The 24,170-nt window shown below is 65.3% G+C and carries 24 protein-coding genes; 16 read left to right on the forward strand and 8 right to left on the reverse strand.

The window, feature by feature from the left end; genetic code table 11:
- Positions 1 to 41 precede the first annotated feature (41 nt).
- The 7 genes from ACVIYL_RS13260 to ACVIYL_RS13290 all read left to right on the forward strand — a co-directional run bounded on the left by ACVIYL_RS13260 (position 42) and on the right by ACVIYL_RS13290 (position 6,368).
- Complete coding sequence (locus ACVIYL_RS13260; protein ID WP_456778777.1) at positions 42 to 1,052, forward strand: HAD family hydrolase; 1,011 nt, start codon at positions 42 to 44, stop codon at positions 1,050 to 1,052.
- A 96-nt stretch (positions 1,053 to 1,148) separates the two neighbouring features.
- Entirely contained in the window at positions 1,149 to 2,435 is a 1,287-nt protein-coding gene (locus ACVIYL_RS13265) for a DUF3300 domain-containing protein (RefSeq protein WP_456778778.1), read from the forward strand.
- Positions 2,436 to 2,608: 173 nt separating this feature from the next.
- Entirely contained in the window at positions 2,609 to 3,967 is a 1,359-nt protein-coding gene (locus tag ACVIYL_RS13270; RefSeq protein WP_456778779.1) for a transglycosylase SLT domain-containing protein, read from the forward strand.
- Positions 3,968 to 4,122: 155 nt separating this feature from the next.
- A complete protein-coding gene (locus tag ACVIYL_RS13275) occupies positions 4,123 to 4,440 on the forward strand; it encodes an HdeA/HdeB family chaperone (protein ID WP_283805964.1) in 318 nt (105 codons plus the stop codon).
- Positions 4,441 to 4,672: 232 nt separating this feature from the next.
- Complete coding sequence (locus ACVIYL_RS13280) at positions 4,673 to 5,284, forward strand: DUF502 domain-containing protein (RefSeq protein WP_253606523.1); 612 nt, start codon at positions 4,673 to 4,675, stop codon at positions 5,282 to 5,284.
- Between the two features lie 318 nt (positions 5,285 to 5,602).
- Positions 5,603 to 5,812, forward strand: a complete 210-nt coding sequence (locus ACVIYL_RS13285) for a hypervirulence associated TUDOR domain-containing protein (protein WP_028338922.1) — start codon at positions 5,603 to 5,605, stop codon at positions 5,810 to 5,812.
- The gene (locus ACVIYL_RS13290; RefSeq protein ID WP_168857746.1) at positions 5,805 to 6,368 is read left to right on the forward strand and encodes a DUF488 domain-containing protein; all 564 of its coding nucleotides are present in this window, start codon (positions 5,805 to 5,807) and stop codon (positions 6,366 to 6,368) included. The genes ACVIYL_RS13285 and ACVIYL_RS13290 overlap by 8 nt, the downstream gene beginning before the upstream one ends.
- 41 nt (positions 6,369 to 6,409) lie before the next feature.
- Here the strand turns inward: ACVIYL_RS13290 and ACVIYL_RS13295 are convergent, their stop codons facing one another.
- The gene (locus ACVIYL_RS13295) at positions 6,410 to 7,564 is read right to left on the reverse strand and encodes a caspase family protein (RefSeq protein ID WP_456778780.1); all 1,155 of its coding nucleotides are present in this window, start codon (positions 7,562 to 7,564) and stop codon (positions 6,410 to 6,412) included.
- Positions 7,565 to 7,637: 73 nt separating this feature from the next.
- Entirely contained in the window at positions 7,638 to 8,870 is a 1,233-nt protein-coding gene (locus ACVIYL_RS13300; protein WP_456778781.1) for a hypothetical protein, read from the reverse strand.
- Between the two features lie 198 nt (positions 8,871 to 9,068).
- Here ACVIYL_RS13300 and glf point away from each other — a divergent pair, with 198 nt between their 5' ends.
- The gene (glf, locus tag ACVIYL_RS13305; protein ID WP_456778782.1) at positions 9,069 to 10,277 is read left to right on the forward strand and encodes a UDP-galactopyranose mutase; all 1,209 of its coding nucleotides are present in this window, start codon (positions 9,069 to 9,071) and stop codon (positions 10,275 to 10,277) included.
- Positions 10,278 to 10,344: 67 nt separating this feature from the next.
- Complete coding sequence (locus ACVIYL_RS13310; protein WP_456778783.1) at positions 10,345 to 11,613, forward strand: serine hydrolase domain-containing protein; 1,269 nt, start codon at positions 10,345 to 10,347, stop codon at positions 11,611 to 11,613.
- 112 nt (positions 11,614 to 11,725) lie between these two features.
- On the opposite strand, the gene ACVIYL_RS13315 is transcribed toward ACVIYL_RS13310, so the two are convergent.
- Positions 11,726 to 12,013: a hypothetical protein gene (locus ACVIYL_RS13315; RefSeq protein ID WP_075969423.1), complete on the reverse strand. Its 288-nt coding sequence runs from the start codon at positions 12,011 to 12,013 to the stop codon at positions 11,726 to 11,728.
- Between the two features lie 458 nt (positions 12,014 to 12,471).
- Between ACVIYL_RS13315 and ACVIYL_RS13320 the strand changes: the two genes are divergently transcribed.
- The 3 genes from ACVIYL_RS13320 to ACVIYL_RS13330 all read left to right on the forward strand — a co-directional run bounded on the left by ACVIYL_RS13320 (position 12,472) and on the right by ACVIYL_RS13330 (position 14,737).
- Positions 12,472 to 13,773, forward strand: coding sequence for a PQQ-dependent sugar dehydrogenase (locus tag ACVIYL_RS13320; protein ID WP_456778784.1), 1,302 nt, complete (start codon positions 12,472 to 12,474; stop codon positions 13,771 to 13,773).
- A gap of 137 nt (positions 13,774 to 13,910) precedes the next feature.
- Positions 13,911 to 14,237: an ArsR/SmtB family transcription factor gene (locus ACVIYL_RS13325; protein ID WP_092080338.1), complete on the forward strand. Its 327-nt coding sequence runs from the start codon at positions 13,911 to 13,913 to the stop codon at positions 14,235 to 14,237.
- The gene (locus ACVIYL_RS13330; RefSeq protein ID WP_225646597.1) at positions 14,234 to 14,737 is read left to right on the forward strand and encodes an SRPBCC family protein; all 504 of its coding nucleotides are present in this window, start codon (positions 14,234 to 14,236) and stop codon (positions 14,735 to 14,737) included. The genes ACVIYL_RS13325 and ACVIYL_RS13330 overlap by 4 nt, the downstream gene beginning before the upstream one ends.
- A gap of 31 nt (positions 14,738 to 14,768) precedes the next feature.
- On the opposite strand, the gene ACVIYL_RS13335 is transcribed toward ACVIYL_RS13330, so the two are convergent.
- The 4 genes from ACVIYL_RS13335 to ACVIYL_RS13350 form a co-directional block, all read right to left on the reverse strand.
- Positions 14,769 to 15,539 (reverse strand): SDR family oxidoreductase, encoded by a 771-nt coding sequence (locus ACVIYL_RS13335; protein ID WP_456778785.1) that lies wholly within the window; start codon positions 15,537 to 15,539, stop codon positions 14,769 to 14,771.
- A gap of 158 nt (positions 15,540 to 15,697) precedes the next feature.
- Positions 15,698 to 16,552, reverse strand: coding sequence for an alpha/beta fold hydrolase (locus ACVIYL_RS13340; RefSeq protein ID WP_456778786.1), 855 nt, complete (start codon positions 16,550 to 16,552; stop codon positions 15,698 to 15,700).
- Between the two features lie 40 nt (positions 16,553 to 16,592).
- Positions 16,593 to 17,192, reverse strand: a complete 600-nt coding sequence (locus tag ACVIYL_RS13345; RefSeq protein ID WP_310882903.1) for a TMEM175 family protein — start codon at positions 17,190 to 17,192, stop codon at positions 16,593 to 16,595.
- A gap of 33 nt (positions 17,193 to 17,225) precedes the next feature.
- Positions 17,226 to 17,921: an alpha/beta fold hydrolase gene (locus tag ACVIYL_RS13350; protein ID WP_456778787.1), complete on the reverse strand. Its 696-nt coding sequence runs from the start codon at positions 17,919 to 17,921 to the stop codon at positions 17,226 to 17,228.
- Positions 17,922 to 18,105: 184 nt separating this feature from the next.
- On the opposite strand from ACVIYL_RS13350, the gene ACVIYL_RS13355 reads away from it, so the two are divergent.
- From ACVIYL_RS13355 to ACVIYL_RS13370, 4 genes are all read left to right on the forward strand, one after another.
- Positions 18,106 to 18,720, forward strand: coding sequence for a CGNR zinc finger domain-containing protein (locus ACVIYL_RS13355; protein WP_456781817.1), 615 nt, complete (start codon positions 18,106 to 18,108; stop codon positions 18,718 to 18,720).
- A gap of 29 nt (positions 18,721 to 18,749) precedes the next feature.
- On the forward strand, positions 18,750 to 19,433 hold the full coding sequence (locus ACVIYL_RS13360; protein ID WP_456778788.1) for a haloacid dehalogenase type II: 684 nt from the start codon (positions 18,750 to 18,752) through the stop codon (positions 19,431 to 19,433).
- Between the two features lie 178 nt (positions 19,434 to 19,611).
- Positions 19,612 to 19,959, forward strand: a complete 348-nt coding sequence (locus tag ACVIYL_RS13365) for a hypothetical protein (protein WP_456778789.1) — start codon at positions 19,612 to 19,614, stop codon at positions 19,957 to 19,959.
- A 341-nt stretch (positions 19,960 to 20,300) separates the two neighbouring features.
- Positions 20,301 to 22,322, forward strand: coding sequence for a DEAD/DEAH box helicase (locus tag ACVIYL_RS13370; protein ID WP_456778790.1), 2,022 nt, complete (start codon positions 20,301 to 20,303; stop codon positions 22,320 to 22,322).
- Between the two features lie 259 nt (positions 22,323 to 22,581).
- On the opposite strand, the gene ACVIYL_RS13375 is transcribed toward ACVIYL_RS13370, so the two are convergent.
- A complete protein-coding gene (locus tag ACVIYL_RS13375) occupies positions 22,582 to 24,075 on the reverse strand; it encodes a sensor domain-containing diguanylate cyclase (RefSeq protein ID WP_456778791.1) in 1,494 nt (497 codons plus the stop codon).
- Positions 24,076 to 24,170 lie beyond the last annotated feature (95 nt).

Consider the following 24,170-nt stretch of genomic DNA (forward strand, 5'->3'; position numbering starts at 1 on the left):
CCGTTCTGACTTGCTTCATGTGAGAACAGGAAAGGGGACTCATGACGGGGAATCCGGTCGGTCGTCGTTCGGTCCTTGCAGGTCTTCTGATATCGGCTGCGACAGCGACCTCTGGCGGTCATGCGCTTGCGCAGGAAGATCCTCTTCCCTCCTGGAATGACGGCCGGGCGAAGCAGTCGATCCTGGACTTCGTCGCCGCAGTGACCAAGGAAGGAGCGCCGGATTTCGTGCCGGCGCCGGAACGCGTCGCGACATTCGACAATGACGGCACGCTGTGGTGCGAGCAGCCGATGTATGTGCAGCTTGCGTTTGCGCTCGACCGGGTGAAGGCCCTCGCCCCCAAACATCCGGAGTGGAAGCAGAAGCAGCCGTTCAGGGCGATTCTCGACAACGACATCGCAGCGCTGGCCAAGGCCGGCGAGAAGGGCCTGGTCGAACTGATCATGGCGACCCATGCCGGCATGACAACGGCCGAGTTCGCGCAGATCGCCGGCGACTGGATCAAGTCGGCGCGTCACCCGAAGTTCAACCGGCCCTATACCGACCTCGTCTACCAGCCGATGCTGGAACTGCTCGCCTGTCTGCGGGCCAATGGCTTCAAGACCTTCATTGTCTCGGGCGGCGGCATCGAGTTCATGCGGCCATGGAGCGAGCGGGTCTATGGCATCCCGCCGGAGCAGGTCGTCGGATCGAGCATCAAGACGAAGTTCGAGATCGACAAGGGGAAACCGACACTGATCCGGCTGCCGGCGATCGATCTCGTCGACGACGGACCCGGTAAGCCGGTCGGCATCAACTCGCATATCGGCCGCCGGCCGATCGCGGCCTTCGGCAATTCGGACGGCGACTTCCAGATGCTGCAATGGGCGACGCAATCATCGGGGAAACGCTTCGGCCTGATCGTGCATCACACCGATGCCGAACGAGAATATGCATACGATCGGAAGTCCTCATTCGGCAAACTCGACAAGGCGCTCGACGCAGCGAACTCCAATGGCTGGATCGTGGTCAGCATGAAAGACGACTGGAAACGCATGTTCCGCTTTGAATAGAGGCCGAACGATTGCGTAGGCATCGCTGACGCCCGGCGCCGCGGAGCACGCCGGCGCCGCCGGTGATGCAAGCGAGACGAAGAACGAGGAGGCATCATGACAAAACTTCTTCCGGGAATGCGTCGGATTACCTTCGCGAGCGCGGCGCTGGCGGTTGGTCTGATGCTGGGGGGCCCGGCATATGCGCAGACACCCGCGGACCAGAAGCCAGCCCAGGACCAGGCCGCCGCGCCGGCGCCGGCCCCGACAGCCAGCAAGCTTCCGAACGGACAGATCGAGCAACTGGTGGCGCCGATCGCGCTCTATCCGGACGCGCTGCTGTCGCAGATCCTGATGGCGTCGACCTATCCGTTGGAAGTCGTCGAGGCGGCGCGCTGGTCGCAAGACAACAAGACCGTCACCGGCAAGGCGCTCGAAGACGCCATGCAGAAGCAGTCGTGGGATCCGAGCGTCAAGGCCCTCACGGCGGTGCCGCAGGTTCTTCAGATGATGAACGACAAGCTCGACTGGACCCAGCAGCTTGGCGATGCCTTCCTCGCGCGGGAGCGGGACGTGATGAGCGCCGTGCAGACCTTGCGCCAGCGCGCCGAGGCCGCGGGCAATCTCAAGTCGACGCCGCAGCAGAAGGTGATAAAGAGCGCGCCTCCCGCCGGTGTGACCGCGCCCTCCGGCATGCAGCAGGCGATCTCGATCGAGCCGGTCGATCCCGACCAGTATTACGTCCCGGTCTACGATCCCGGTGTCGTCTACGGGGCCTGGGATTATCCCGACTACCAGCCGTTCTATTGGTCTCCGCCAGGCTATGTCGCCGCGGGCGTGATCGGCTTCACCGCCAGCGTGGCCGTCGGCGCTGCGATCTGGGGCGGCTGCAACTGGTGGGGCCGCAACGTCTATGTCAACGTCAACCGCTATAACCAGTTCAACCGCACCAACATCAGAAACACCAATTGGGCCCACAATCCGGCGCATCGCGGCGGTGTCGCCTATCGCGATGCCGGCGTGGCGAGGCGGTTCGGCAGCGGCAATACCCCCGCCACGCGCGAGGCGCTGCGCAATCGCACCGGTGGTCCCGACGGCAGGGTCTCGAATGCGGGTGCAGGCCGGGCGAGGACCGCGGTCTCGCAACGCGCCGGCAATCGCGGTGCCTCGGTATCGCGCCGCACCAGCAGCAGGAGTGTCACGCGTGCGCGCACGGGTGCCGGCAATCGCGCGGCGGTCTCGCACAGGAGCGTCACGCGCTCGCGCGTCAGTGGGCGTGTTCACGCAGGCGGCCGGCCGGCCGCGATCCGCGGCGGCATGCGGGCCGGCGGCTTCCACGGAGGCGGCCGCGTGGGCGGTTTCCGCGGAGGTGGCGGTTTCCATGGAGGTGGCCGGCGGCGCTGATCAGAGTGCCTGGGCTCGCGCGTCGACATCTGCGAGCCCAGGTTGCTGCATAATTACAATACATCTTGCACGAAGAGAGGTAACGTCCAGGCAGATTTCAGCGGCACGTTTCAAATGATTGGGTTGGATCAATGATTTTTTCATCGACCTACGCAAGTCCCAGGTTATTCGCCATGGCCTTCGCAACCGCCGCCGCCGTCGTCGTGGCAGAAAAATCCGCCAGGGCCGATCCACAGGTCCTGGCGCTGCCGTCCCTGAAGGTCTGGGAGGGCGACTTCGATGGCATGCTGAAGCGCAAACTCGTGCGCATTCTCGTGCCGACCGACAGGACATCGTTCTTCATCGACAAGGGCGAGACACTCGGCTTCGAAGCCGAGCTCGGCGCCGAGTTCGAAAGCTGGCTGAACAAGCGGTACGGCAAGAAGAAGCAGAGGATCTATGTCGGCTTCGTACCCACCAGGCGCGACAGACTGCTGGGTGACTTGATCGCCGGAAAGGGCGATATCGCCGCCGGCCTGCTCACGGTCACGCCGGATCGGAGCAAGCTGGTCGACTTCGCTGATGCTTGGGCATCCGGCGTTCGCGAAGTGCTCGTGACGGGATCTGCGGCGCCGAGCATCGGCTCGCTGAACGACCTCGGTGGAAAGACGATTTCTGTCCGGGAAGCCAGCAGCTATTTCGAGCACCTGAACGCGCTCAATGCGGACCGGGCAGCCAAGGGGCTGGAACGCATCCTCGTCAAGCCAGCCGACAAGAACCTCGAGGACGAGGACTTGCTGGAGATGGTGAGCACCGGCCTGTTGCCTTGGGCCGTCGTTGACCGCTTCAAGGCGCAGGCGTGGGCGGGCCTCCTGAAGGGGCTAACGGTGCGCGACGATATTGCGATCAACGAAGGCGGCGACATCGCCTGGGCGATCCGGAAGGACAGTCCGGCGCTCAGGAAGGAGCTCGCTGAATTCGTCAGTACTCACAAAGTCGGAACTGAATTCGGCAACGACCTGCGTGCACGCTATTTCAAGACGGCGAAGCCGCTGAAGAACGCCCTCGCGCACACCGAGGCGGAGAAGTTCAAGGCGCTGCGCGGATCTTTCGAAAAGTACGGGGTGCAATACTCCATCGACCCCGTCCTGCTCGCTGCACAGGGCTATCAGGAGTCAGAGCTCGACCAGGCCTGCCACAATGCCTCCGGCGCCACCGGCATCATGCAGATCAAGCCCAGTACCGCGAAGGGGAAGCCGATCGAGATCACCGGCGTCGCGGCCAGCGCCGACACCAATATCCACGCCGGCTCCAAATACCTGCGCTACCTGGCGGATACCTATGTCGACGCTTCGGTCACCGATCCGCGCGAGCGCGTGTTCATGGCCCTGGCGACGTACAATGCAGGCCCGGGAAACCTGAAGCGTTTCCGGGACCATGCGAGCAAGCACGGCTTCGACTCGACCGTCTGGTTCGACAATGTCGAGAACGGCGCGGCTGCGATCGTCGGGCAGGAGACGGTTCAGTACGTCGGCAAGATCTACAAGTACTAGATCTCCTATGAGTCGCTTCGTTCGCCCGCTCCGGCGAGCGCAACGGCCGACCCATCGCAGAAATGATCGGTTTGTTCAAAGTGTTCGCTGGCTTGGGTGGCGAACCAAAATCAAGAGGAGACTAGATCGTGAAACGCAAATCCATCGTGAACCAGATTGGGCTCAGCCTTGGCGCGCTCGTCATCTCGATTGCTTCTGTTCATGCCCAGGTCCCGCTCTCGACCTACATGGACTCGAAAGGGTTCATTGATGTTCAGGCTTTGACCTGCGCGCAACTCGCCAACACTTATCAGGAGGACGCCGACTTTCTCGCGATTTGGTACAGTGGCTGGTACAACGGCCTCGCGAAGAAGCATTTTGCCCATATTACGCGGACCAAATCCGGCGAGCACGAAGTCATTGTGTATTGCAAGGCCCACCCGGAACTCAAGGTGATCCAGGCCATCGACGTTCTCTTCAAGAACGAGAAATGATCGGCGGCTCCCCGAGGCAACCGGTGCGGCGAGACCGGGATGTCTCGCTGCACTGCCCGTTCACTCGCCAACATCGCAATGATCCGCATCAGGACGCGATGGTTGTGGCGACGTGGGCGGTCTGTTGACGCTCGATGCGCCATGGCCGTTCTTGTCGATCCGGGCGAGTTCTTTCGGCTGTTGGCGAAAGGCCCGGTTTCAAACGGCGTGTGCAAATGGAGAGGCCGCGGCAATGAAGGAGTTTTTGAAAACGACCTTAATCGGAGGCGCACTGTTTCTCCTGCCCGTCGCTCTTGTACTGGCGATTCTCAGCCACGCGATGCGTCTGGCGGTGAAGGCCGCGCTTCCGGTGTCTCATGCCCTTCATTTCGACCAGATCGGAAAGGTCGCAGGCATTGGAATTGTTACAGTCGTGGCAGTGGCTTTATTGATCCTGGTGTCGTTCCTCGCCGGCATCGTCGCGCGAACCAAAACCGGCTCTCGGATTAGCGCGTGGGTCGAAAAATCATTTCTTGGCAGCCTTCCGCAGTACCAGATGGTGAAGAGTATGGCTCAAGGCCTTGCTCAGGCCGAAGGCGCGAGCGATGAGTTCAAGCCAGTGCTGGTGAACGTCGAGGGTGGCTGGCAGCTCGGATATCTCCTCGAGACACTCGAGAACGACTGGGTGGCTGTCTTCGTCCCGCAGGCGCCGACGCCGTTGGTCGGCATTGTCAGATATTGCTCGGTCGATCGCATTCGTCCTCTGAGCATGTCGATGTTGCAGGCGAGGGCAATCGTGACCAATGTCGGCATTGGATCCGCGGCGGCCCTCAAAGGAGAAGATCTGAGCAGGGCAGCAACTTGATTCCGCGGATCCACGTAAGTGACGAGGGAATCTGACCGAGCTTTCTGTCAGGCTTGCGCGTTGAGCCATATAACTTGTAACTTGCTGTATCCGTTGCCGGTATCGCTTCGTCAATCAATCCCGCTATCGAATTCGGGACGGCGGCGGCAAGCTTCCGGGATGCCGCAACCAGACCATCAATTTGCGGGTGAACCCCCAATGCGAGGCAGGAACTTGGCCGGCTGTGAGCTCGTTTGCTCCGGCGGGCTTTTTTAGTCCCGTGCCGTCGATTGGCGGCGTATCGTACGATCAATTTCGCGTCTGAAGGAGCCTGCAACGATGGCCAGGAAATTCAAGGTCGGCGATCACGTCAGCTGGAATTCCGAGGCCGGCCGCGTCTCGGGCACCATCATCGCGGTTCACACCAGCGATTTCGACTACAAGGGGCACACCCACCGCGCCTCGGAGGCCGATCCGCAGTACGAGATCAAGAGCGACAAGACCGATCATGTCGCGGCCCACAAGGGTAGCGCGCTGCATCATGCCTAGCAAAGACGTGGCGCTTCCGTTCTTCACGATCGGTCATTCCACCCGCAGCCTCGAGGATTTCATCGCTCTCCTCGGCGCGGCCACGATCGAGCGTATCGTTGACATCCGAACGGTGCCGCGGTCGCGAACCAATCCGCAGTTCAACAAGGATACGCTGCCCAAGCCGCTTAAGGCCGCGGGCATCTCGTATGAGCATCTGGCCGATCTCGGCGGGCTCCGCGGCAAGGCGCGAAGCGTGGCGCCGTCCGTCAACGGGTTCTGGAGCAACGAGAGTTTTCACAACTACGCCGACTATGCGCTGTCGCCGCAGTTTCATGCGGCGCTCCAGCATCTGCGCGACGAGGGGCGCCGGCAACGCTGTGCGATGATGTGCTCGGAAGCCGTGTGGTGGCGCTGCCACCGCCGCATCGTCGCCGACTACCTCATCGCGTCCGGCGAGACGGTCGTCCACATCATGGGGGAGGGGCGCCTCGAGCCCGCCCGTCTTACCGAAGGCGCCGTCGTCCAGGGCGACGGCACGGTGGTCTATCCGGCTACGGGTGAACTGGATTTATGAAAGGAGTGAGGCTTGCGGCTGCACCGTCGCGCCGCGCCCACTCACTCCACACTGCGCTTCCAATAGCCGGTGCCGAGCTTGCCGGTGATCACGGCAATGGCGTCGCGGATCTCGTAGGAGCCGCCGTCGCTGTAGTTCCTCAGTCCTCTCAGCGCATGCAGCGTCCAGCGGCCGTTGGCGAAGCTGACGGTGCCTTCGTGCGGGCGCGCGGCGCGGGAGGGCTCGGCGTGGAATTGATAGGTGCCGTCGGCCATGATCTTCCAGATCCAGCGCGACTGGCCGCGGCCACCCGGCACCATGATCTCCCAGGTGCCGACCAGCGCGGGATCGATCGCGCCGGCTGCTGTCGCCGATGGCGCTGACAATGCGGCGGCTGCCGGCGCAGCGTTCGCCTGTTTCGTGGCGGCGGCGTCGGCGGGCGGAGCGGCCACGAGGTAGATCGCCTTGCGTGACAGCGAGCCGTACACAAACGGCTGCTGCGCGTTGCGCGTCGCCTCCATCACGTCGTCGCGGACGTTGCGGAACATGAAGGTGACCTCGACGCCCGGCGTCTCGATGTTGCGGAGCAGCGCCGCGGCGAACGGGCTGTTGCGGTCGTCACCGTCGAGCGCGGTGGTGCCGTCGCGCGCGGCATAGGCGACCAGCACATTGCCGACCGGCTCGATGCGGCCGAGCCCGCTGCCGGCGGCGGCGCGGGTGGCGAGCGAGCGGCTCATCTTCGCCGCGAACGGATTGTTGCGACAGGCATCGAGGATGACGAGGCCGAGGCTTGTGGTGTTGGAGACCTGCAGCATCACGCTTTGCAGGCTGATCGCTTCATTGGCGGCGTCGGTATCGCGCTTCAGCTCGGCATCGACCGGGATAAGCCAGTTGTCGCCGTTGATCTCCATGCCGTGGCCGGCGAAGTACACTGCCGCCATATCGGAACCGGCGGCATTGCGTCCGAAGGCGATCAGGCCGCGCCGCATCTCGTCGAAGCCGGCATTGGTGATCAGCGTCACGGCAAAGCCGAGGCGCTGCAGCGCGGCGGCGATATCACTGGCGTCGGTCGGGGGATTGGAAAGCGCCGGCACGCTTTTGTAGGCGCTGTTGCCGATCACCAGCGCCACCCGTTTGCCGTCGGCCGCAGCCGGCGTGGCGAAGCCCGCGAGCGCCGCGGCAACGGCCAGTCCCGAGACAAACGCGCGGCGGTTCATGCTGGCCCCGATCGGAGGTGACGGGTGCATGGTATCGCAGCCGGAGCGAGCCAGCCACGGAAATGGCGCGCGATCAGGCCGCCTGCTTCGGCGTCCAGACGCCGGCCGGCACCGGCTCGGCCGGCAACAAACTGGCGCCGGCGGCGCCCGCGATCGACATCGTGATCTCGTGGATGTCCTGCACCGACCGCTGCATCGAGAAGCGCGGATAAAGCTCGCGCAAGGTGGTCGCGGCCGCTGCCTGCGCCGCCGAGGGATCGGCCAGCACGGCCTCGACGGCGGCGGCGATGCTCATGGTGTCCTGGCCGAAGCTGAAGCGGGCGAGATGCGGCATCTCCGCGGCCGAGAAGCGGTTGGCGTCGAACACCGGCACGGTGCCGGCGCCGAGCGCGAAGAACACCCGGTCATGCACCGACAGGTCGATATTGGGATTGAGCGAGACCGCGGCGACGTAACTGCCGAGGCCTTCGCGCATCGCATCGAAGGTCATCGCGCCGAGCACGCGGGCCGGGCGTCCGCTGACGTCGAGATCGCTCCAGCCGCCGCCGATGAAGTCGACCGGATAGTCGGCGAGTACGGTGCCCACCTCGCGGGTGCGCACGCCTCGTGTGTAGTTGTCGAGCCGGGTCAGGATCACGTTGAACAGGTCGCCGCCGGGCTTCAGATAGACCAGATGCTGCTCGGCGACGTCGACGATGATCTTCGGAAATGCGCCGCAGGTCTTGCCGCGCGCCTCGGCGATCGCATCGAACAGCAGCGCGAACAGTTTTGGCGGCATCGTCTTGCGCCAGCCGCGCTCGAGCGCCAGCGGATTCCAGCCGGACTTGGCGAAGATCAGCCGGCCGTTGCGCTGCTCGGGCGGCAGGCCGCCGAAGAAGCCAGGATCGGGAATGCCCATATGAGTCGCGAACACGGCGCCGTTGGCCCCCAGATGATCGCGGTTGAATGCGGCATGGTCCGGAAACACGTAGCCATGCGCGGTGTAGCGGCTCTCGAGCCCGTGACGCATCGCGAAATAGCAGGGATGATCGCAGAACCAGGTGAAGACGGGAATCTGGGCGACGTCCCAGAACAGCCTGCCGTCCTTGGTATGGATATCGAGCCCGATGCCGGAAAAGCCGAGCGCCATGGTCTCGGCACGCCGCGGCAGCAGGGCGTTGAGCCGGGCCGAGAAATCCGGCGCCAGCAGATCGAGCATCTTGACCTCGTGCCCGAGCCGGTCGAGCTCGGCGGCAGCCATCGCCAGGATGCCGCGCAGCGAATCATAGGTGGTGTTGCTGGAGTACAGGACGCAGATCACGGACATGGGGACCTCCGCGCTTGATGGTGTTGCTGCTCGCGCGGGCATTTCCGTCGCCTTGCTTGCTGTCAGTTGAACGGCCGAGCCGGAAGTTCCGGGCTCGGATTTATCCTGATGGGCGGATTTATTTCGCCGGAAACGGTCGTGCCGGCACGTTGAAGCTGCGTCGGGCGCCGTCGCGATCCGACATGAGGGCGAGAGCGCATGCAGCTTGATGGCTTCGACGTCGTCGTGGTGGGGGCGGGCTTCTTCGGCGCTGTGATCGCCGAGCAGGTGGCGAGCAGGCTCGGCCGCTCCGTCTGCGTGCTCGACCGCCGTCCGCATATCGGCGGCAACGCCTATTCGGAGCTCGACCCCGACAGCGGCGTCGAGGTGCATCGCTACGGCACGCATATCTTCCACACCAATTCCGAGACCGTCTGGCGCTATCTGCACCGCTTCACCGAGTTCACCGGCTACCGTCACCGCGTCTTCACGGTGGCGAAGGGCCGCGTCTATCCGATGCCGATCAACCTTGCGACCGTGTGCGCGGCGTTCGGGCGCGCCATGACGCCGGACGAGGCCCGCGCCGTGATCGCGGCGGAGGCGGCCGCGCACGGCGCCGCGGGGATCGGCAATCTCGAGGACAAGGCAATCGCCTCGGTCGGCCGAACGCTCTACGATCTCTTGATCCGCGGCTATACGCAGAAGCAGTGGCAGACCGATCCGCGTAAGCTTTCGGCCGACATCATCGGCCGCCTGCCGGTCCGCTTCAGCTTCGACGATCGCTACTTCGCTGATCGCTATGAGGGCATGCCGGCAGGCGGCTACACCGCGATCTTCCGCCGGATGCTCGATCATCCCAGGATCGCGGTCCACCTCGGTGTCGACTATTTCGACGTCGCCGACCGCATCAATCTGCGGCAGCTCGTGGTCTATACCGGTCCAATCGACCGCTTCTTCGGCTATGCCTGCGGCCATCTCGGCTGGCGCACCGTCGACTTCGCGCGCGAGGTGCGCGACGTCGCCGACTACCAGGGCGCCGCGGTCATCAACTATGCCGACGCGGAGGTGCCGTACACCCGGATCCACGAGTTCAGGCATCTGCATCCGGAGCGCGCGCATGCCGAAGCGCGGACGACGATCTACCGCGAATATTCCCGCTTCGCGGGCCGCAGCGACGAGCCGTATTATCCGATCAACACCGCCGCCGACCGCGCGATGCTCGCGTCCTATCACGCCATGACGGCGTCGCATCCGAATGTCATTTTCGGCGGCCGGCTCGGCTCCTACAAATATCTCGACATGCACCAGGCGATCGGCGCGGCGCTGAAGACGTTCGAGCACGAGGTCGAGCCGTTCTTCGCGCAGCAAGGCATGCACCGGCGTGACGCGGCCGCGCGCCGCGAAGTCTTGTCGCCCTTGCCGGCGTGATCTAATCCTGCGAGCTGCGGGCAACGAACGCCATAACAAATCGCCCGCGGTCCCCGGTGAGGAAACAATGAGAAGAACCGTTATTGCCGCGGCTGCCGCCGCCACTAGCCTTGCTGTCAGCATCGCCCACGCCGCGCCGCTTCCGGAAACGTCGGCGCGCCAGGCCGGTTTCTCGGAGCAGGGGCTGGCGCGGCTCGACGACTTCTTCGCGCGCGAGATAGCGGCCAAGCGCGTGCCCGGCGCCGTGGTGGCGATCGCGCGCGACGGCAAGCTGGTGCATTACAAGGCGTATGGTCAGCTCGATCCGGTGAGGGGCACGCCGATGCCGATCGATGCGGTGTTCGCGCTGGCGTCGATGACCAAGCCGATGGCGGCGGTTGCCGGCCTAACGCTGATGGAGCAGGGCAAGCTGCCGCTGCAGGCCAAAGTCGCCGAGTTCTATCCGGCGTTCGCCGACATGAAGGTCGGCGTGCGGCAGGCCGACGGCTCGCTGAAGATGGAGCCGCAGGCGCAGCCGATCTTCATCCACGATCTCTATCGCCACACCTCCGGCCTGATGTATGGCGGCCGGCCCGACAGTTCGAGCGCGCTGGCGCGGCTCTATCCCGACGGCACCGCGCCGGCGGTCGAGGGCGATACCCAGGCCTTCATCGACCGCATCACCCAGCTGCCTCTGGTGCATCAGCCCGGCACCGAGTTCGAGTACGGCTTCTCGATCGACGTGCTCGGCGCCGTGGTCGAGAAGGTCTCCGGCCAGCGGCTTGGCGATTATCTCGCGGCCAATGTCTGGAAGCCGCTCGGCATGAAGGATGCGACGTTCCACCCGGCCGATGCGCAGCGCGCGCGGCTGGCGCGTCCATTCCCGAACGATCCGCTCACCGGCAAGCCGCAAGCCATCAAGCTGCTCGATACGCCGACCAGGTTCGATTGCGCCGGCGCCTGCTCGTTCGCGACCGTCGGCGACTATCTGCGGTTCGGGCAGATGCTGCTCAACGGCGGCGAGCTCGACGGCAGGCGCATCCTCAGCCCCAAGACGGTGCATCACATGACGTCGAACCATCTCGGGCCCGAGATCAAGAACAACGTCGCGGCGGTCGAACCGCATCGCGGCGGTTTCGGCTTCGGGCTGTCGGTCGCGGTGCGGACCAGCGAGGGGCTGTCGTCGGTGCCGGGCAATCCCGGCGAGTTCACCTGGAACGGCGCTTACGGCACGCAGTTTTTCTGCGATCCGAAGGAGCGCCTTGTCGTCGTTGTGGGAACCGCAGCGCCGGGCGAGCTGCGTAAATATTATCGCGAGAATGTGCAGGACATCGTCTACGGCGCGATGGTGAAGTAACGCCTCAGCAGAAAAGTCGAACCTTACGTTCCCACGTTTTGCATATGTGGAACGTGGAACAGCAAAAAGGTCCGTCGCTCAAGCTGAGCGACGGACCTTAAATCTTGCGTGGCTACCAGCGCCTGTAGACGCCGGTCAGCGTACCGTTGTTGTTCCCTTCAGGACCCACGTCACCCTGGGTCGAGCTCGGCGTCGGGTGGTTGGTGCCGTTGAACGAACCGTACCAGCCCGGCTCCGCTGGAGAGTACATCACGTCAGGCTGCACGGCTTGATAGCGGGGGCCGCCGTAATATCTCGGACCAGGGTTCCCATAAGGGTAGTAGCCTTGTGCGAACGCGCCTGCCGTTGTTGCGATCAGGGACGCCGCGGCGAGGGACAATATCTTGGTCTTTCGTTGCATTCACACTCTCCTTGCTGGTGTCCCGACCAACGACCGCCATGGAGCGGCGTTCCTGATCTGCCATGCATCTCGCAAAGGCAAATCTGCGCGAGCGTGGGATCAGGTTCTTGTGAAGGGGCTTGTGCTCCGGGAGGGCACTGCCGGGCTCCGCCCGGCAGGATGCATCCGTCGCCGACCCGTTATGCTTATATGGCTATAACGGCGGATGCGCGAGCGGCGCCTCGAAAAACCGGGGCGGTTCGTAAAAGGAAGCCCGCCACTGCGGCGGGCAAGGTCTCAGGGAGGAAAGCGCCCTGACAAGGGAGCGTGCGGCCAGTCTCCCCGATTCGTGCGCGGCTGCGAAGATCGTATAACTACTGTCATCAGGGCCGGCATTATGCGAATGCTGCTGCGGGCCGCGGCCGGTCGGCAAGGGAATGACAAGGCGCGCTAACACGGCGCAAATACAGGGGAAGTTCATGAGCACGTCTGGAGTTTTTGCCCGCGTCGTCGCGGCGATCGGGGCCGGCGCCCTGGCGTGGCGGCGGATGCAGGGCGCGCAGCCCGCGCCCGCCTGGGGCAGCGCGCCAGAGATCCCGCAGGCCAAACCGCAGGGCGCGATCCCGACGCTCAAGATGCCGACGGCGCGGGGCTGGGACAACGACCAGAAGCCGGTCGCCGCGCCCGGGCTCAAGGTCAACGCCTTTGCGGCCGGGCTCGATCATCCGCGCTGGATCAACGTGTTGCCCAACGGCGACGTGCTGATCGCGGAGGCGACGCAGATCGCAGGAAAGCCGCGCAGCGTCTTCCACTACGCGATGCAGGCGACGATGCGGCGCGCCGCGGCGCTCGGCGTCAGCGCCAATCGCATCACGCTGCTGCGCGACCGTGACGGCGACGGCGTCGCCGAAAGTCGCGGCGCCTTCATGGAGGGTTTGAGCCAGCCGTTCGGCATGGCCCTGGTCGGCGACACCTTCTATGTCGGTAACACCGACGGCGTCGTGGCGTTTCCCTACACCGCGGGCGCCGATCGCATCACCGCGCCGGGACGCAAGCTCGTCAGCTTCAAGCCCGACGGGCACTGGACGCGCAGCCTGCTGCCGAGCGCCGACGGCAAGAAGCTTTATGCCGGCGTCGGTTCGCTCAGCAACATCGCCGAGAACGGTTTTGCGGTCGAGGAAGGCCGCGCCGCGATCTACGAGCTCGATCTCGCAGGTGGCACCAGCCGCATCTTCGCCGGCGGCCTGCGCAATCCGGTGGGCATCGCGTGGGAGCCGAGCACCAATGTGCTGTGGACCGTCGTCAATGAGCGCGACGGCCTCGGCGACGAGACGCCGCCGGACTATCTGACCTCGGTACGCGACGGCGGCTTCTACGGCTGGCCTTATTGCTACTGGGGCAAGACGGTCGACGATCGCGTGCCGCAGGATCCGGCGATGGTCGCCAAGGCGATCCAGCCGGACTACGCGCTCGGCGGCCACACCGCCTCGCTCGGCCTGTGCTGGATGCCGCAGGGCACGCTGCCGGGTTTTCCCGACGGCATGGTGATCGGCCAGCACGGCTCGTGGAATCGCTCGACGCTGTCAGGCTACAAGGTGGTGTTCGTGCCGTTCGCGGACGGCCGTCCCGCGGGGCCGCCGCGCGACATCCTTTCGGGCTTCCTCGCGCCCGACGAGAAGGTGTCGTACGGCCGCCCGGTGGGCGTCGCGCTCGGCCCCGACGGCTCGCTGCTGGTGGCCGACGACGTTGGCAACGTGATCTGGCGCGTGACGGCGGCGTAAGCGCCTGCACTTGCGGCAAGACGACTTGAACGGCGCGGCTTCGATCGGAGCCGCGCCGTTTCATTTGGAACCGAGCGTTAGTCTTGACTTACCGTAAGTGTTGACTTACGTTAAATCCGACAACGGACGATACGATCATGATCAGCGCCGAACGCGCGCTCGACGCGCTGGGAGACCCGACCCGCCGCATGGTGTTCAAACGGTTGCGCGAGGGCAATCGATCGGTGCAGGAGATCGCCGACGGCCTCAAGGTGAGCCGTCCGGCAGTGTCGCAGCATCTTCGGGTGCTGAAGGACGCCGGCCTTGCCGTGGTGCGGATCGAAGGCACGCGGCGGCTCTATGCCATCGACACCCGCGGGTTGGAGAGCCTGCGCGGCTGGCTCGACGGATTCTGGGACAAGACACTCACCGCCTTCAAGCAAGCGGCCGAACGCGAAGCCGCCAAAGAGAGGAGATCCCGATGACGATGCAAGCGACCTCCGACAATTACGATCCCTACAGCGTCCGCAAGGTGATGAATGTCGAGGCGCCGCCGGCGGTGGCCTGGCGCGTCTTCACCGAGCAGATGGGCACGTGGTGGCCGCTCGCGCATTACAAGATCGGCAAGACCAATGCGGTCGATGCAATCATGGAGCCGCGCGTCGGCGGCCGCTGGTACGAACGCGGCGACGACGGCAGTACCTGCGACTGGGGCAGCGTGCTGCTCTGGGAGCCCCCGTCGCGCCTCGTGCTGTCGTGGGACATCACCGCGGACTGGCAATACGATCCGAACCTGAAGACCGAGATCGAGGTGCGCTTCATTGCCGACGGCAAGGACGCCACCCGCGTCGAGCTCGAGCACCGCAAGCTCGACCGTTACGGCGCCCGCGCCGCCGAGATGCGCCGCATCTTCGATACCGAAGGCGATTGGGGCCGGCTGCTCGCGATGTTCGCGGCACGTGCCGCGCAGGGGCCGAAAGCATGACCGCGCGCGGATCGGCAATAGCGCGGCGATGTCAGACAGTCCTTATCTCGCCGCCATCGATGCGCAGCACGGTGCCGGTCATCCAGCGCGCCGGCGGCGACACGGCATAGGCGACGAGGTCGGCGATCTCCTCCGGCGTGCCGAACCGTCTGATGCCGGCCTGCCTGAGGAAGCCGGCCTTGGCGGTGTCGACATCGACTTGCCTGGTTGCCGCGGCCTTCTCCAGCATCGCGAGGCGGCGTCCGGTTATCACGGCGCCCGGGGACACGCAGTTCACCTGCACGCCGTCGTCGATGCCGCGCTCGGCGAAGGCTTTTGCAAGTGCCTCGATCGCGGCGTTGATCGTGCCCACCGCGGCGGCGCCGGCGCGGGGCAGCACGGCGGCATTGCCTGACGTGAAGATGACAGCGCCTTGCGACGCTTTCAGCGCGTCCCAGGCGCGGATCGTCAGCCGCCTGGCGCCGTGGAATTTGAGCGCGAGGCCGGCGTCCCATTGCTGGTCGGTCAGCTCGAACAGATCGAGCCCGGGCACTGAGCCTGCGACATTGACCAGCGCGTCGATGCGGCCGAAGCGATCCAGCGTGGCCTTGACGATTTCATCAGCGGCATCAGGCGCGGCGAGATCGAGCTCGAGCGCCAGCGGCGTGCTGCCGCGTCTTTCGATCTCCTGACCGGCCTCGCGCAGCCTCTCGCCGCTGCGCGCGACGAGGACGATGGCGGAAAAATCCCGCGCGAGCCGCAGCGCGGCGGCGCGTCCGATGCCGGAGCTGGCGCCGGTCACGATGGCGACGGATTGGGTCATGTGCATTTCCTTGGAGTGGTCGGCGTGACTGAGTGGATGTGAGCCCGTCATTGCGAGGAGCGACAGCGACGAAGCAATCCATCCTTCCGTTGTGCGGAGCTATGGATTGCTTCGCTTCGCTCGCAATGACGCGGATGGAGTTGTCGCTGCCGCCACCTTCAGCGGCTCAGGAACTCGCGGATGGCCTGCGCAATCTCGGCGGCGTGCGTTTCCAGCGCAAAGTGGCCGGTGTCGAAAAATTTGACCACCGTCTTCGGATTGTCGCGCTTGAACGCCTCGGCGCCCGGCGGCAGGAAGAACGGATCGTTCTTGCCCCACACCGCGAGGAACGGCGGCTGGTGGGTGCGGAAGTAAGTCTGGAAGGTGGGGTAGAGCGCAACGTTGCTCTTGTAGTCGCCGAACAGATCGAGCTGCACGTCGTGCGCGCCGGGCCGCGCCATGTAGTAGTTGTCGAGGTTCTGGCCGTCCGGCGACACCGCCGCCGGATCTGATGTGCCGTGGGTGTACTGCCAGCGCGTGGTCTCCGGCGTCAGGAACGCACGCAAGGCGTCGCGGTTCGCCGGCGAGGGATCCTGCCAATAGGCCTTGATCGGCGTCCAGCCGTCGCTGAGGCCTTCCTGATAGGCGTTGCCGTTCTGGGAGATGATCGCCGTGATCCGCTCCGGATGCTTGACCGCCAGGCGGAAGCCGGTCGGCGCGCCATAATCGAACACATAGACCGCGAAGCGATCGAAGCCGATCACCTCGGTAAAGCGATCGATGACGCCGGCGATGCTGTCGAAAGTGTAGTTGAACTTGTCGCGCGGCGGCATGTCCGTCTGGCCGAAGCCGGGCAAATCCGGCGCCACGATGTGGAATTTGTCCGCGAGCTGCGGGATCAGATCGCGGAACATGTGGCCGGCGCTCGGGAAGCCGTGCAGCAGCAGCAGCTTTGGCGCGCCGGGCGAACCGGCTTCGCGATAGAAGATGTTAAAGCCGTCGACATCGGCAATGCGGTATTTGACCTGGGACATCTGTCACTCCTTGTGATCGTGCGTTGGTGAGTTCCGGGACTTAGGATTTGATTTGCTTCGCGAGCCCGCTGATCGCTTCGGGACGCAGATAGAGCAGCAGGGCGCAGCACACGGTGGCAAAGCCCAGCAGCGGCATGAACGGGGCGATGGCGGCGCCGGCCGCGAACACCAGCACGGCGAGCAAGGTGCGGCGCTGCGTCCATGTCCGCACGCGCTCGGAGATCAGGCTCTGGTCTGCCTGCGCCAGCACCGTGCGCTCGAAGGCGAGATAGGCGAGATCGATCAGCAGGAAGATGACTGCATAGACCACCACCGGCGCGGCGGCCATGTGCGATCGCGCGACCCATGCGGTGGCAAACGGCAGCAGTGAAACCGCGAACAGATGCACGAAGTTCAGCCAGATCAACCGCGGCGTCGGCTGCCGCACCAGATGCAGCAGATGGTGATGATTGACCCAGATCACCGCGATGAACAGATAGCTCGCGGCGTAGCTGATCGCGGTCGGCCACAGCGGCAGCAGGTCGGCGAACCGCGAGCCCTCCGGCGCCTTCAGCTCCAGCACCATCACCGTGATGATGACGGCGATCACTGCATCGGAAAACGCGCCGAGCCGGTCGGCCGAGAGACGTTTCTCCTGCATGGCAGCTCTCCTGTCCGAAATCGTGGGAAGAGGTCAGTGCTCTGTAACGCTCTCGACCGCTTCCCGGATGATGTCGGTGACGAGCTTCGGCGCGGTGACGATCGGGGTATGATCGACGGGATGTGAGCGCACGGTCGCCTGCATCCGCGCCGCCATGCTGCGCTGGGTCTCGGGCGCGATCATCCGGTCGTCCTCGGCAACCAGGAACCAGCTCGGGACGTCCTTCCAGAGCGGGCGGCCGACCGGCACGGTGATGCAGGCTGGCGAGATCGGCCGCTGCACCGCGGCGAGTACCGCAAGGTCCTCGGAGCGCGCGCCTTGCGCGAAGGCCGCCGCGAAAGCGGACTCCGGCAGCCAGATCAAGCCATTGGCGTCGGGCGCGAGCTTCGGCGCGAACGGATGCGGCGGCAGGCGGTAGAATACGTCGGCGACCGTCTCGCCTTCATCCGGCGCCAGCGCCGCGACATAGACCAGCGCCTTGACGCGCGGCGAGCGGGTCTCGGCGATCACGGCGCCGGCATAGGCATGGCCAACCAGCACCACCGGGCCCGCGACGCGGTCCAGGGTGCGGTTCAGCGCGGCGACGTCGTCGGCGAGCGAGGTGAGGGGCAGCGGCGCCGCTACCGCCCTGATGCCCTCGGCATCGAGCGCCGTGATCACCCGCGCCCAGCTCGAGCCATCGGCCCACGCGCCATGCGCAAGCACCACGCTGACATCCTTGTTCGACATTGTCCGCTCCCTCGTTTCAGGCCGATTCCGAATAACCTCTAAAATGCTGTTTGAGAGGTTACTGCGCTTATGATCCAATGCGCGTAACTTGTCAAACGGATTTTATCAGGTTACTATTTTGCGTCTGAGGAAGCCGTCAGAAAGCCGCCAGGAGGGCGTCACCGTGCAATCCCATCCGCCCGCGATGTTCATCGCAGACAGCCTGGGCATCGATTTCATCAATTCGATTGCGACCCCGGTCGATACGCCGGTCGACTGGATCGGCGATGGCGACGGCCTGCTGCGCTGGCTCGCGCAGGCGCAGCTGGTGCCGCCCGATGTGCTCGACGAGCTCAAGGCGCGCGCGACGCCGGGCGAGCTCGACGACGTCGCCGGTCAGGCCCGCGATTTGCGCGAGTGGTTCCGCGGCTTCGTGCGCAAGCATATGGGCCGGCCGCTGGCGCCTCGCGCGCTCAAGGAGATCGAGCCGCTGAACCGGCTGCTGGAAAGCGATCAGGCGTTCAGCCGGATCGTGGCGCATCGCCACAAGGACGGCGATGGCGGCCATGACGGTTTCGCGCTGGAGCGGACGCGGCGCTGGCGCTCGGCCGAAACATTGCTGCTGCCGATTGGGGAAGCGATGGCCAGGGTCGTCTGCGAGGAAAGCTTCTCCGACATCAAGGCGTGCGAGGGCCCGGCCTGCACGCTGATGTTCGCCGACCACACGCGGGCGCGGGCGCGCCGATGGTGCAGCATGGCGATCTGCGGCAACCGCGCCAAGCAGGCCGCGCACCGCAGCCGGATGAAGGACAGGGGCTGAGAACCAAACCCAACCAAACGGAGAAAAAAATGGCACTTCCCTTGATCGTGTTCGACGTCAACGAAACCCTGCTCGACCTCGAGACCATGGAGCCAGTGTTCGCGCGCATCTTCAACGACAAGAGCGCGATGCGGCTGTGGTTCGCCAACTTCATCATGTACTCGGCCTCGCTCACCGTCGCGGGGTGTTACGTGCCGTTCACCGATATCGGCGCCGCGGTCATGAAGATGCTGGCCGACACCCGCGGCATCAGGATCGACGATGCCGACAAGCAGGAGCTGACCGAGAAATTCTCCACCATGCCGCCGCACGGCGAGGTGCCCGGCGCGCTGCGCAGGCTGCGCGCGGCGGGTTTCCGCCTGTTCACGCTAACCGACAATCTGCTCGAGGTGCAGACCCGGCAGCTGACCCATGGCGGCATCGTCGATCTGTTCGAGCGGCGCTTCTCCGCCGACGGCGTCAAGCATCACAAGCCGTCGCGGCAGGCCTATGGCTATGTCGAGAAGGAGCTCGGGGCAAAGCCCTCGGAGTTCTGCCTGATCGCCTGCCACACCTGGGACACGCTGGGCGCGGTCGCGGCCGGCTGGGAGGCCGCGCTGATCAAGCGTCCCGGCAACGATGTCCTCGGCGTCGGCCCGCAGCCGCAGGTCGTCGGCAATGATCTCGACGATGTCGCCAATCAGTTGATCCGCCGCTACGGCGCCAAAGGGTAACGACGCCTGACGGATTCCCGCGCGGAGAAGAGGGCAAAACTCCCCTCCAGGCCCGATCGCTCGGAAGCGCATAAAACCGGAATGAAATCCATAGCGGTTTTCAACCATGCCCCTTGAGCTTTCCTCAACTTCCCCGGCCGATGCTGCATCCGCCGCAGGGATCGAAGGAGCTCACAGCATGCCGGCCAAGGGACGAGCGACCGCGACCAACGCCACCGCGCAAGGGCGCGAGGACATCCTCAACGCGCGCGCCATCAGCACGCTGGGCGCCGGCGTCGTCAGCGCGATGAGCGCGGTCGGCGCCGCCGTCATCAAGAAGAACAAGCCGGCACTCGGCAAGAATGCCGACTGGTTCTGGCACATGTTCGCGAAATGCGAGGCCAGGGCCGCGCGCATCGCCGAGCAGGCCGCGCGCGATCCGGAGGCCTGCGGCGATGCCACCTTCATCGAAATCTATGCCGCGCAATTGCCGAAGCTGATGACAGCGGCGCTCGAGAGCCACGAGAAGGCACTCAAGGCGAAGTGATGCCGCGTCCGGGGAGTCCCGCAACGGTGCTGGTCCCGTTCTCGTTCCTCTTGACCTCTCAGATGCGCCAAGGCGCCAAGTAGCGGCGGCTTTCGCCGATCGGACGGTCTTGCGGATCAGGCAAAGCCGCCACCCGCCATCGCGCTGACCGGCCCTACGGCCCCGATCGGGCAGCCCGCCTGATCCGCGCGCCAGCTTTTCTGCGATGGGGCATGGCGATTTGGCGCCTCTTGGCGTAAAGCAGCCCAAATCGTCATGCGGCTGTGCCGCTTGCCGGGTACGCAGCTCCAGGTCGTCCCGCTCGACGTTCTGCGCCCGGACCAATCAAGGTTTCCCATCTCGTGCCCTTTCCGACCACAAGTTCGCCGCTCGCCCGCGCCTTGGCTGAGCGCAACTACGATCAACCGACCCCGGTCCAGCTCGCCGTGCTCGCGGACGACGCTGTGGACCGCGATCTCCTGGTTTCAGCCCAGACCGGCTCGGGCAAGACCGTTGCCTACGGCTTGGCCATGGCAAAGGACCTGCTCGACGGCGCCGAGCGGTTCGAGCCGGCCGCCGCCCCGCTGGCCCTGATCGTCGCGCCGACCCGCGAGCTCGCCTTGCAGGTCCAGCGCGAGCTTGCTTGGCTTTATGAACAGGCCGACGGCCGCGTCGTCTCCTGCGTCGGCGGCATGGATCCGCGCCGCGAGCAGCGCGAGCTTGCCGAGGGTGCCCACATCGTGGTCGGGACGCCCGGCCGGTTGTGCGACCATTTGCGGCGCGGCCGTCTCGACATTTCGGAACTCAAGGTCGTCGTGCTCGACGAGGCCGATGAGATGCTCAATCTCGGTTTCCGCGAGGATATGGAATTCATCCTCGAGACCACGCCGGACACCCGCCGCACCTTGCTGTTCTCGGCGACGTTCCCGCGCGGCATCGTTGCCCTCGCCAAGCAGTATCAAGAGCAGGCGTTCCGGATCGAGGTCGCGGGTGACGAGGGCGGCCATGCCGATATCGAGTACCGCGCCATCCGGGTGGCTGCCGACGACGTCGAGCACGCCGTCGTCAACGTGCTGCGTTTCCATGAGGCGCCGAGCGCGCTGGTGTTTTGCAACACCCGTGAGGCCGTCCGGCATTTGCAGGCGGCGCTGCTCGAGCGCGGGTTCTCCGTCGCCGCGCTGTCGGGCGAAATGACCCAGAACGAGCGGACCCAGGCGCTGCAGGCGTTGCGCGACGGGCGGTCGCGGGTTTGCGTCGCGACCGACGTCGCGGCGCGCGGCATCGACCTGCCGAGCCTCGATCTCGTCATTCACGCAGATCTGCCGAAAGACCCGGAGGTCATGCAGCATCGCTCGGGCCGTACCGGCCGCGCCGGCCGCAAGGGCGTCAGCATCCTGCTGGTGCCGCCGGCACGGCGGCGGCGCGCCGAATTGCTGCTCGATCTTGCCGGCATCGATGTGGTCTGGGGCTCCGCGCCGCAGGCGGAGGAGATCCGCAAGCTCGACCATGATCGCCTGCTGCAGGATGCAGTGTTCTCCGAAGAGGCGACATCAGACGATCTGGCGCTGGCGCAGGCCTTGCTCGCCGAACGCGCGCCCGAGGCGATTGCCGCAGCGCTCGCCCGGCTCTACCGCGCGCGGCTGCCTGCGCCCGAAGACATTCTCGATCCCGGCGAGGGACGGGGCCGGGACCGCGGCGAGCGCGCCTCGCGGCGCGATGATCGTGCCGCCGGGCCGCGATCGAAGACCGGCAAGTCCTCCGCGCGTCACGGCATGGAGGAGGCGACCGTCTGGTTCCGCGCCGCGATCGGACGCCGGAAGAACGCCGAAGCCCGCTGGCTGCTGCCGATGATTTGCCGCCGTGGCGGCATCGACAAGCGCGACATCGGCGCGATCAAGATCATGGATACGAGCACCGAATTCGAGATCGCCGCGCGGGTCGCGGATTCCTTCGCGGTTAAGATCAAGCGTCCGGACAAGGAAGACAGCATCCGCATCGAGCCGCTGGCGGGCGCGCCGCAGGGAGAGGTGCGCGAGAAGCCGGCGCGCAAGCCCTGGCGCGACGATGGCGACGGCGGATACAGCGCGCCGCGCGCCGAGGGTGCAGGAAAGCGGCGCGGCACGCCGGACCGAGAGGCCAGAGCATTTTCGAGCGAAGGCGCGAGCGGTTCGCGTCAGGAATACGCGTCAAAGAAGGAATCCAGGGACTCGTTCCGATCCGATCGGGACGGAAAAGGCTTCAGGCCGAAATCCGGCGACGAGCCGCGGTTCGGAAAGAAAAAGAAGCACCCGGGCAAGTCCAGCCACGCCGGACCCACGCAGTGGCCGGACGTGTCGGCGAAGCCGAAGTTCGGCAAGAAGCCGACGAAGAAGCGGCGGGGCTGAGGCGGCGCCGGCGGCGCCGCAGCGTTCAGAATGCCCATGTCTGAGTTTCGACGCCGCAACAAACTCAGTGTCGTCCCGGCGAAGGCCGGGACCCATTACCCCAAATGCTCATTGTTGCGCGACGCTGGGGCCACAGCTCGCTTCGACGACGAGGGCCTGTGGTTATGGGTCCCGGCCTTCGCCGGGACGACGATGCGGAGAGGGCTTCGCGTCTAACTGATTGCCCGTGAAGCCCGGTATTTTGCAGCCGCTTGGCCCCTCACGCCACCAGCGCGATCTTCGGCACGGTTGCGAGCACCGACTGGTTGCGGCCGTTGGCCTTGGCGGCGTAGAGCGCCTTGTCGGCGGCCTCGATCAGATCGGACCATTGCTGGCCCGCGGTCGGCCGCATGCTGGCGACGCCGATGCTGACCGTCGTGATCAGTTCGCCCGCGCACCATTGCTGGACCTTGTGGCGGATGGTCTCGGCCAGGTTGAAGGCTTCGAGCGCGGTTATGTTGGGCAGCAGCACCGCGAATTCCTCGCCGCCGAAGCGCGCCGGGCAATCGCCGGCCCGGCGCACCGCGTCCGAAATGCAGATCGCGATCCCGACCAGCACCTGGTCGCCGGCCTGATGCCCATAGGTGTCGTTGTAGGCCTTGAAATGATCGGCATCGATCATCAATAGCGCGACCGGCTGGCCGTAGCGGCCGGCCCGGCGCCATTCGCGCTCGATCTCGCCGTCGAACTTGCGCCGGTTCTTCAGGCCGGTGAGGGCGTCGGTGGTCGCCATCTCCTCGAGCTTGTCCTCGGCGTCGGCGCGGCGGACGATCTCGCGGGCGAGCACCAGCGTTGCGCTGAGCACGAACAGGATCAGAAACGCCATGATCGCGCCGATGCGAATGGCCTCGGTGCGCCAGAGGTTGAAGACGGCTTCGAGCGGCTTGCCGACCACCACGTAAAGCGGCCCGGAGCTGCTGCGCCTGACATAGAGCCGCGGTATGTCGTCGACCGGGCCCTTGCCGGAGAAGGCGCCGCCCACCTTCAGGTTCTCGGCCTTCCAGTCGAGCTGCTCCGCGAGGCTCTTGCCGATCACGTCGAGATCGAACGGCGTCCGCATGATGATGGTGCGGTCGTTGCGCAGCACGGTGATGGTGTCGCCCGGCATGAGGTTCAGCCGCCCGAACAGATCGTGGAAATAGCTGAAGCGGATCGAGCCGACCACGACGCCAAGGAAGCGGCCCTCGTCGTCGACGATGCGCCGGCTCAGCACGATGGCGTAGGCGCCGCGATGCAGCATCGGCCGGCTGATGTAAAGCCCGGCATTGGGATTGTCGCGCTGGACCGTGAAATACTCCTCGTCGCTGCGGTTCTCCGGCCGTGGATCGAGGCTCGCCGCGTCGATGGTCAAATTGCCCTTGGTGTCGAACACCTGGATCGCGCCGAAATGTTTTGCGGTCGCGGCGTGATCGAACAGGATCAGCTGGCGCAGTTCCTTGCTGATATTGCGGATCTCCGGCATCTCGAGATTGCTGGCGACCGCGCGCAGCGACAGGTCGTAGAGCTCGATGTTGCGGCTGATGTCGGCCTCGATTCCCGACGCCAGATTCTCCAGGGTGCGGCGGGCCAGTTCCTCCTCGCCGCGGCGCATGTCGAACATCACGCCGGCGCAGACCGCGGAGAAGCCGAGGACGGTCGCAACCGACGCCGCGATCAGCAGCTTTGCCGATAGCCGCCAGCGCCGCCTTGCGTCGTTTCCCCGTCGAAATGACATGTCCCGCTCCAATGCGCCGTCATGCAACGGGAAATCTTGTTGTCGCCTTAAATGGCGACAGCAGCCGCCGAATGGGTTAACGGGTGGTTGCCGGA

The organism is Bradyrhizobium sp. USDA 3315 (assembly GCF_054056795.1).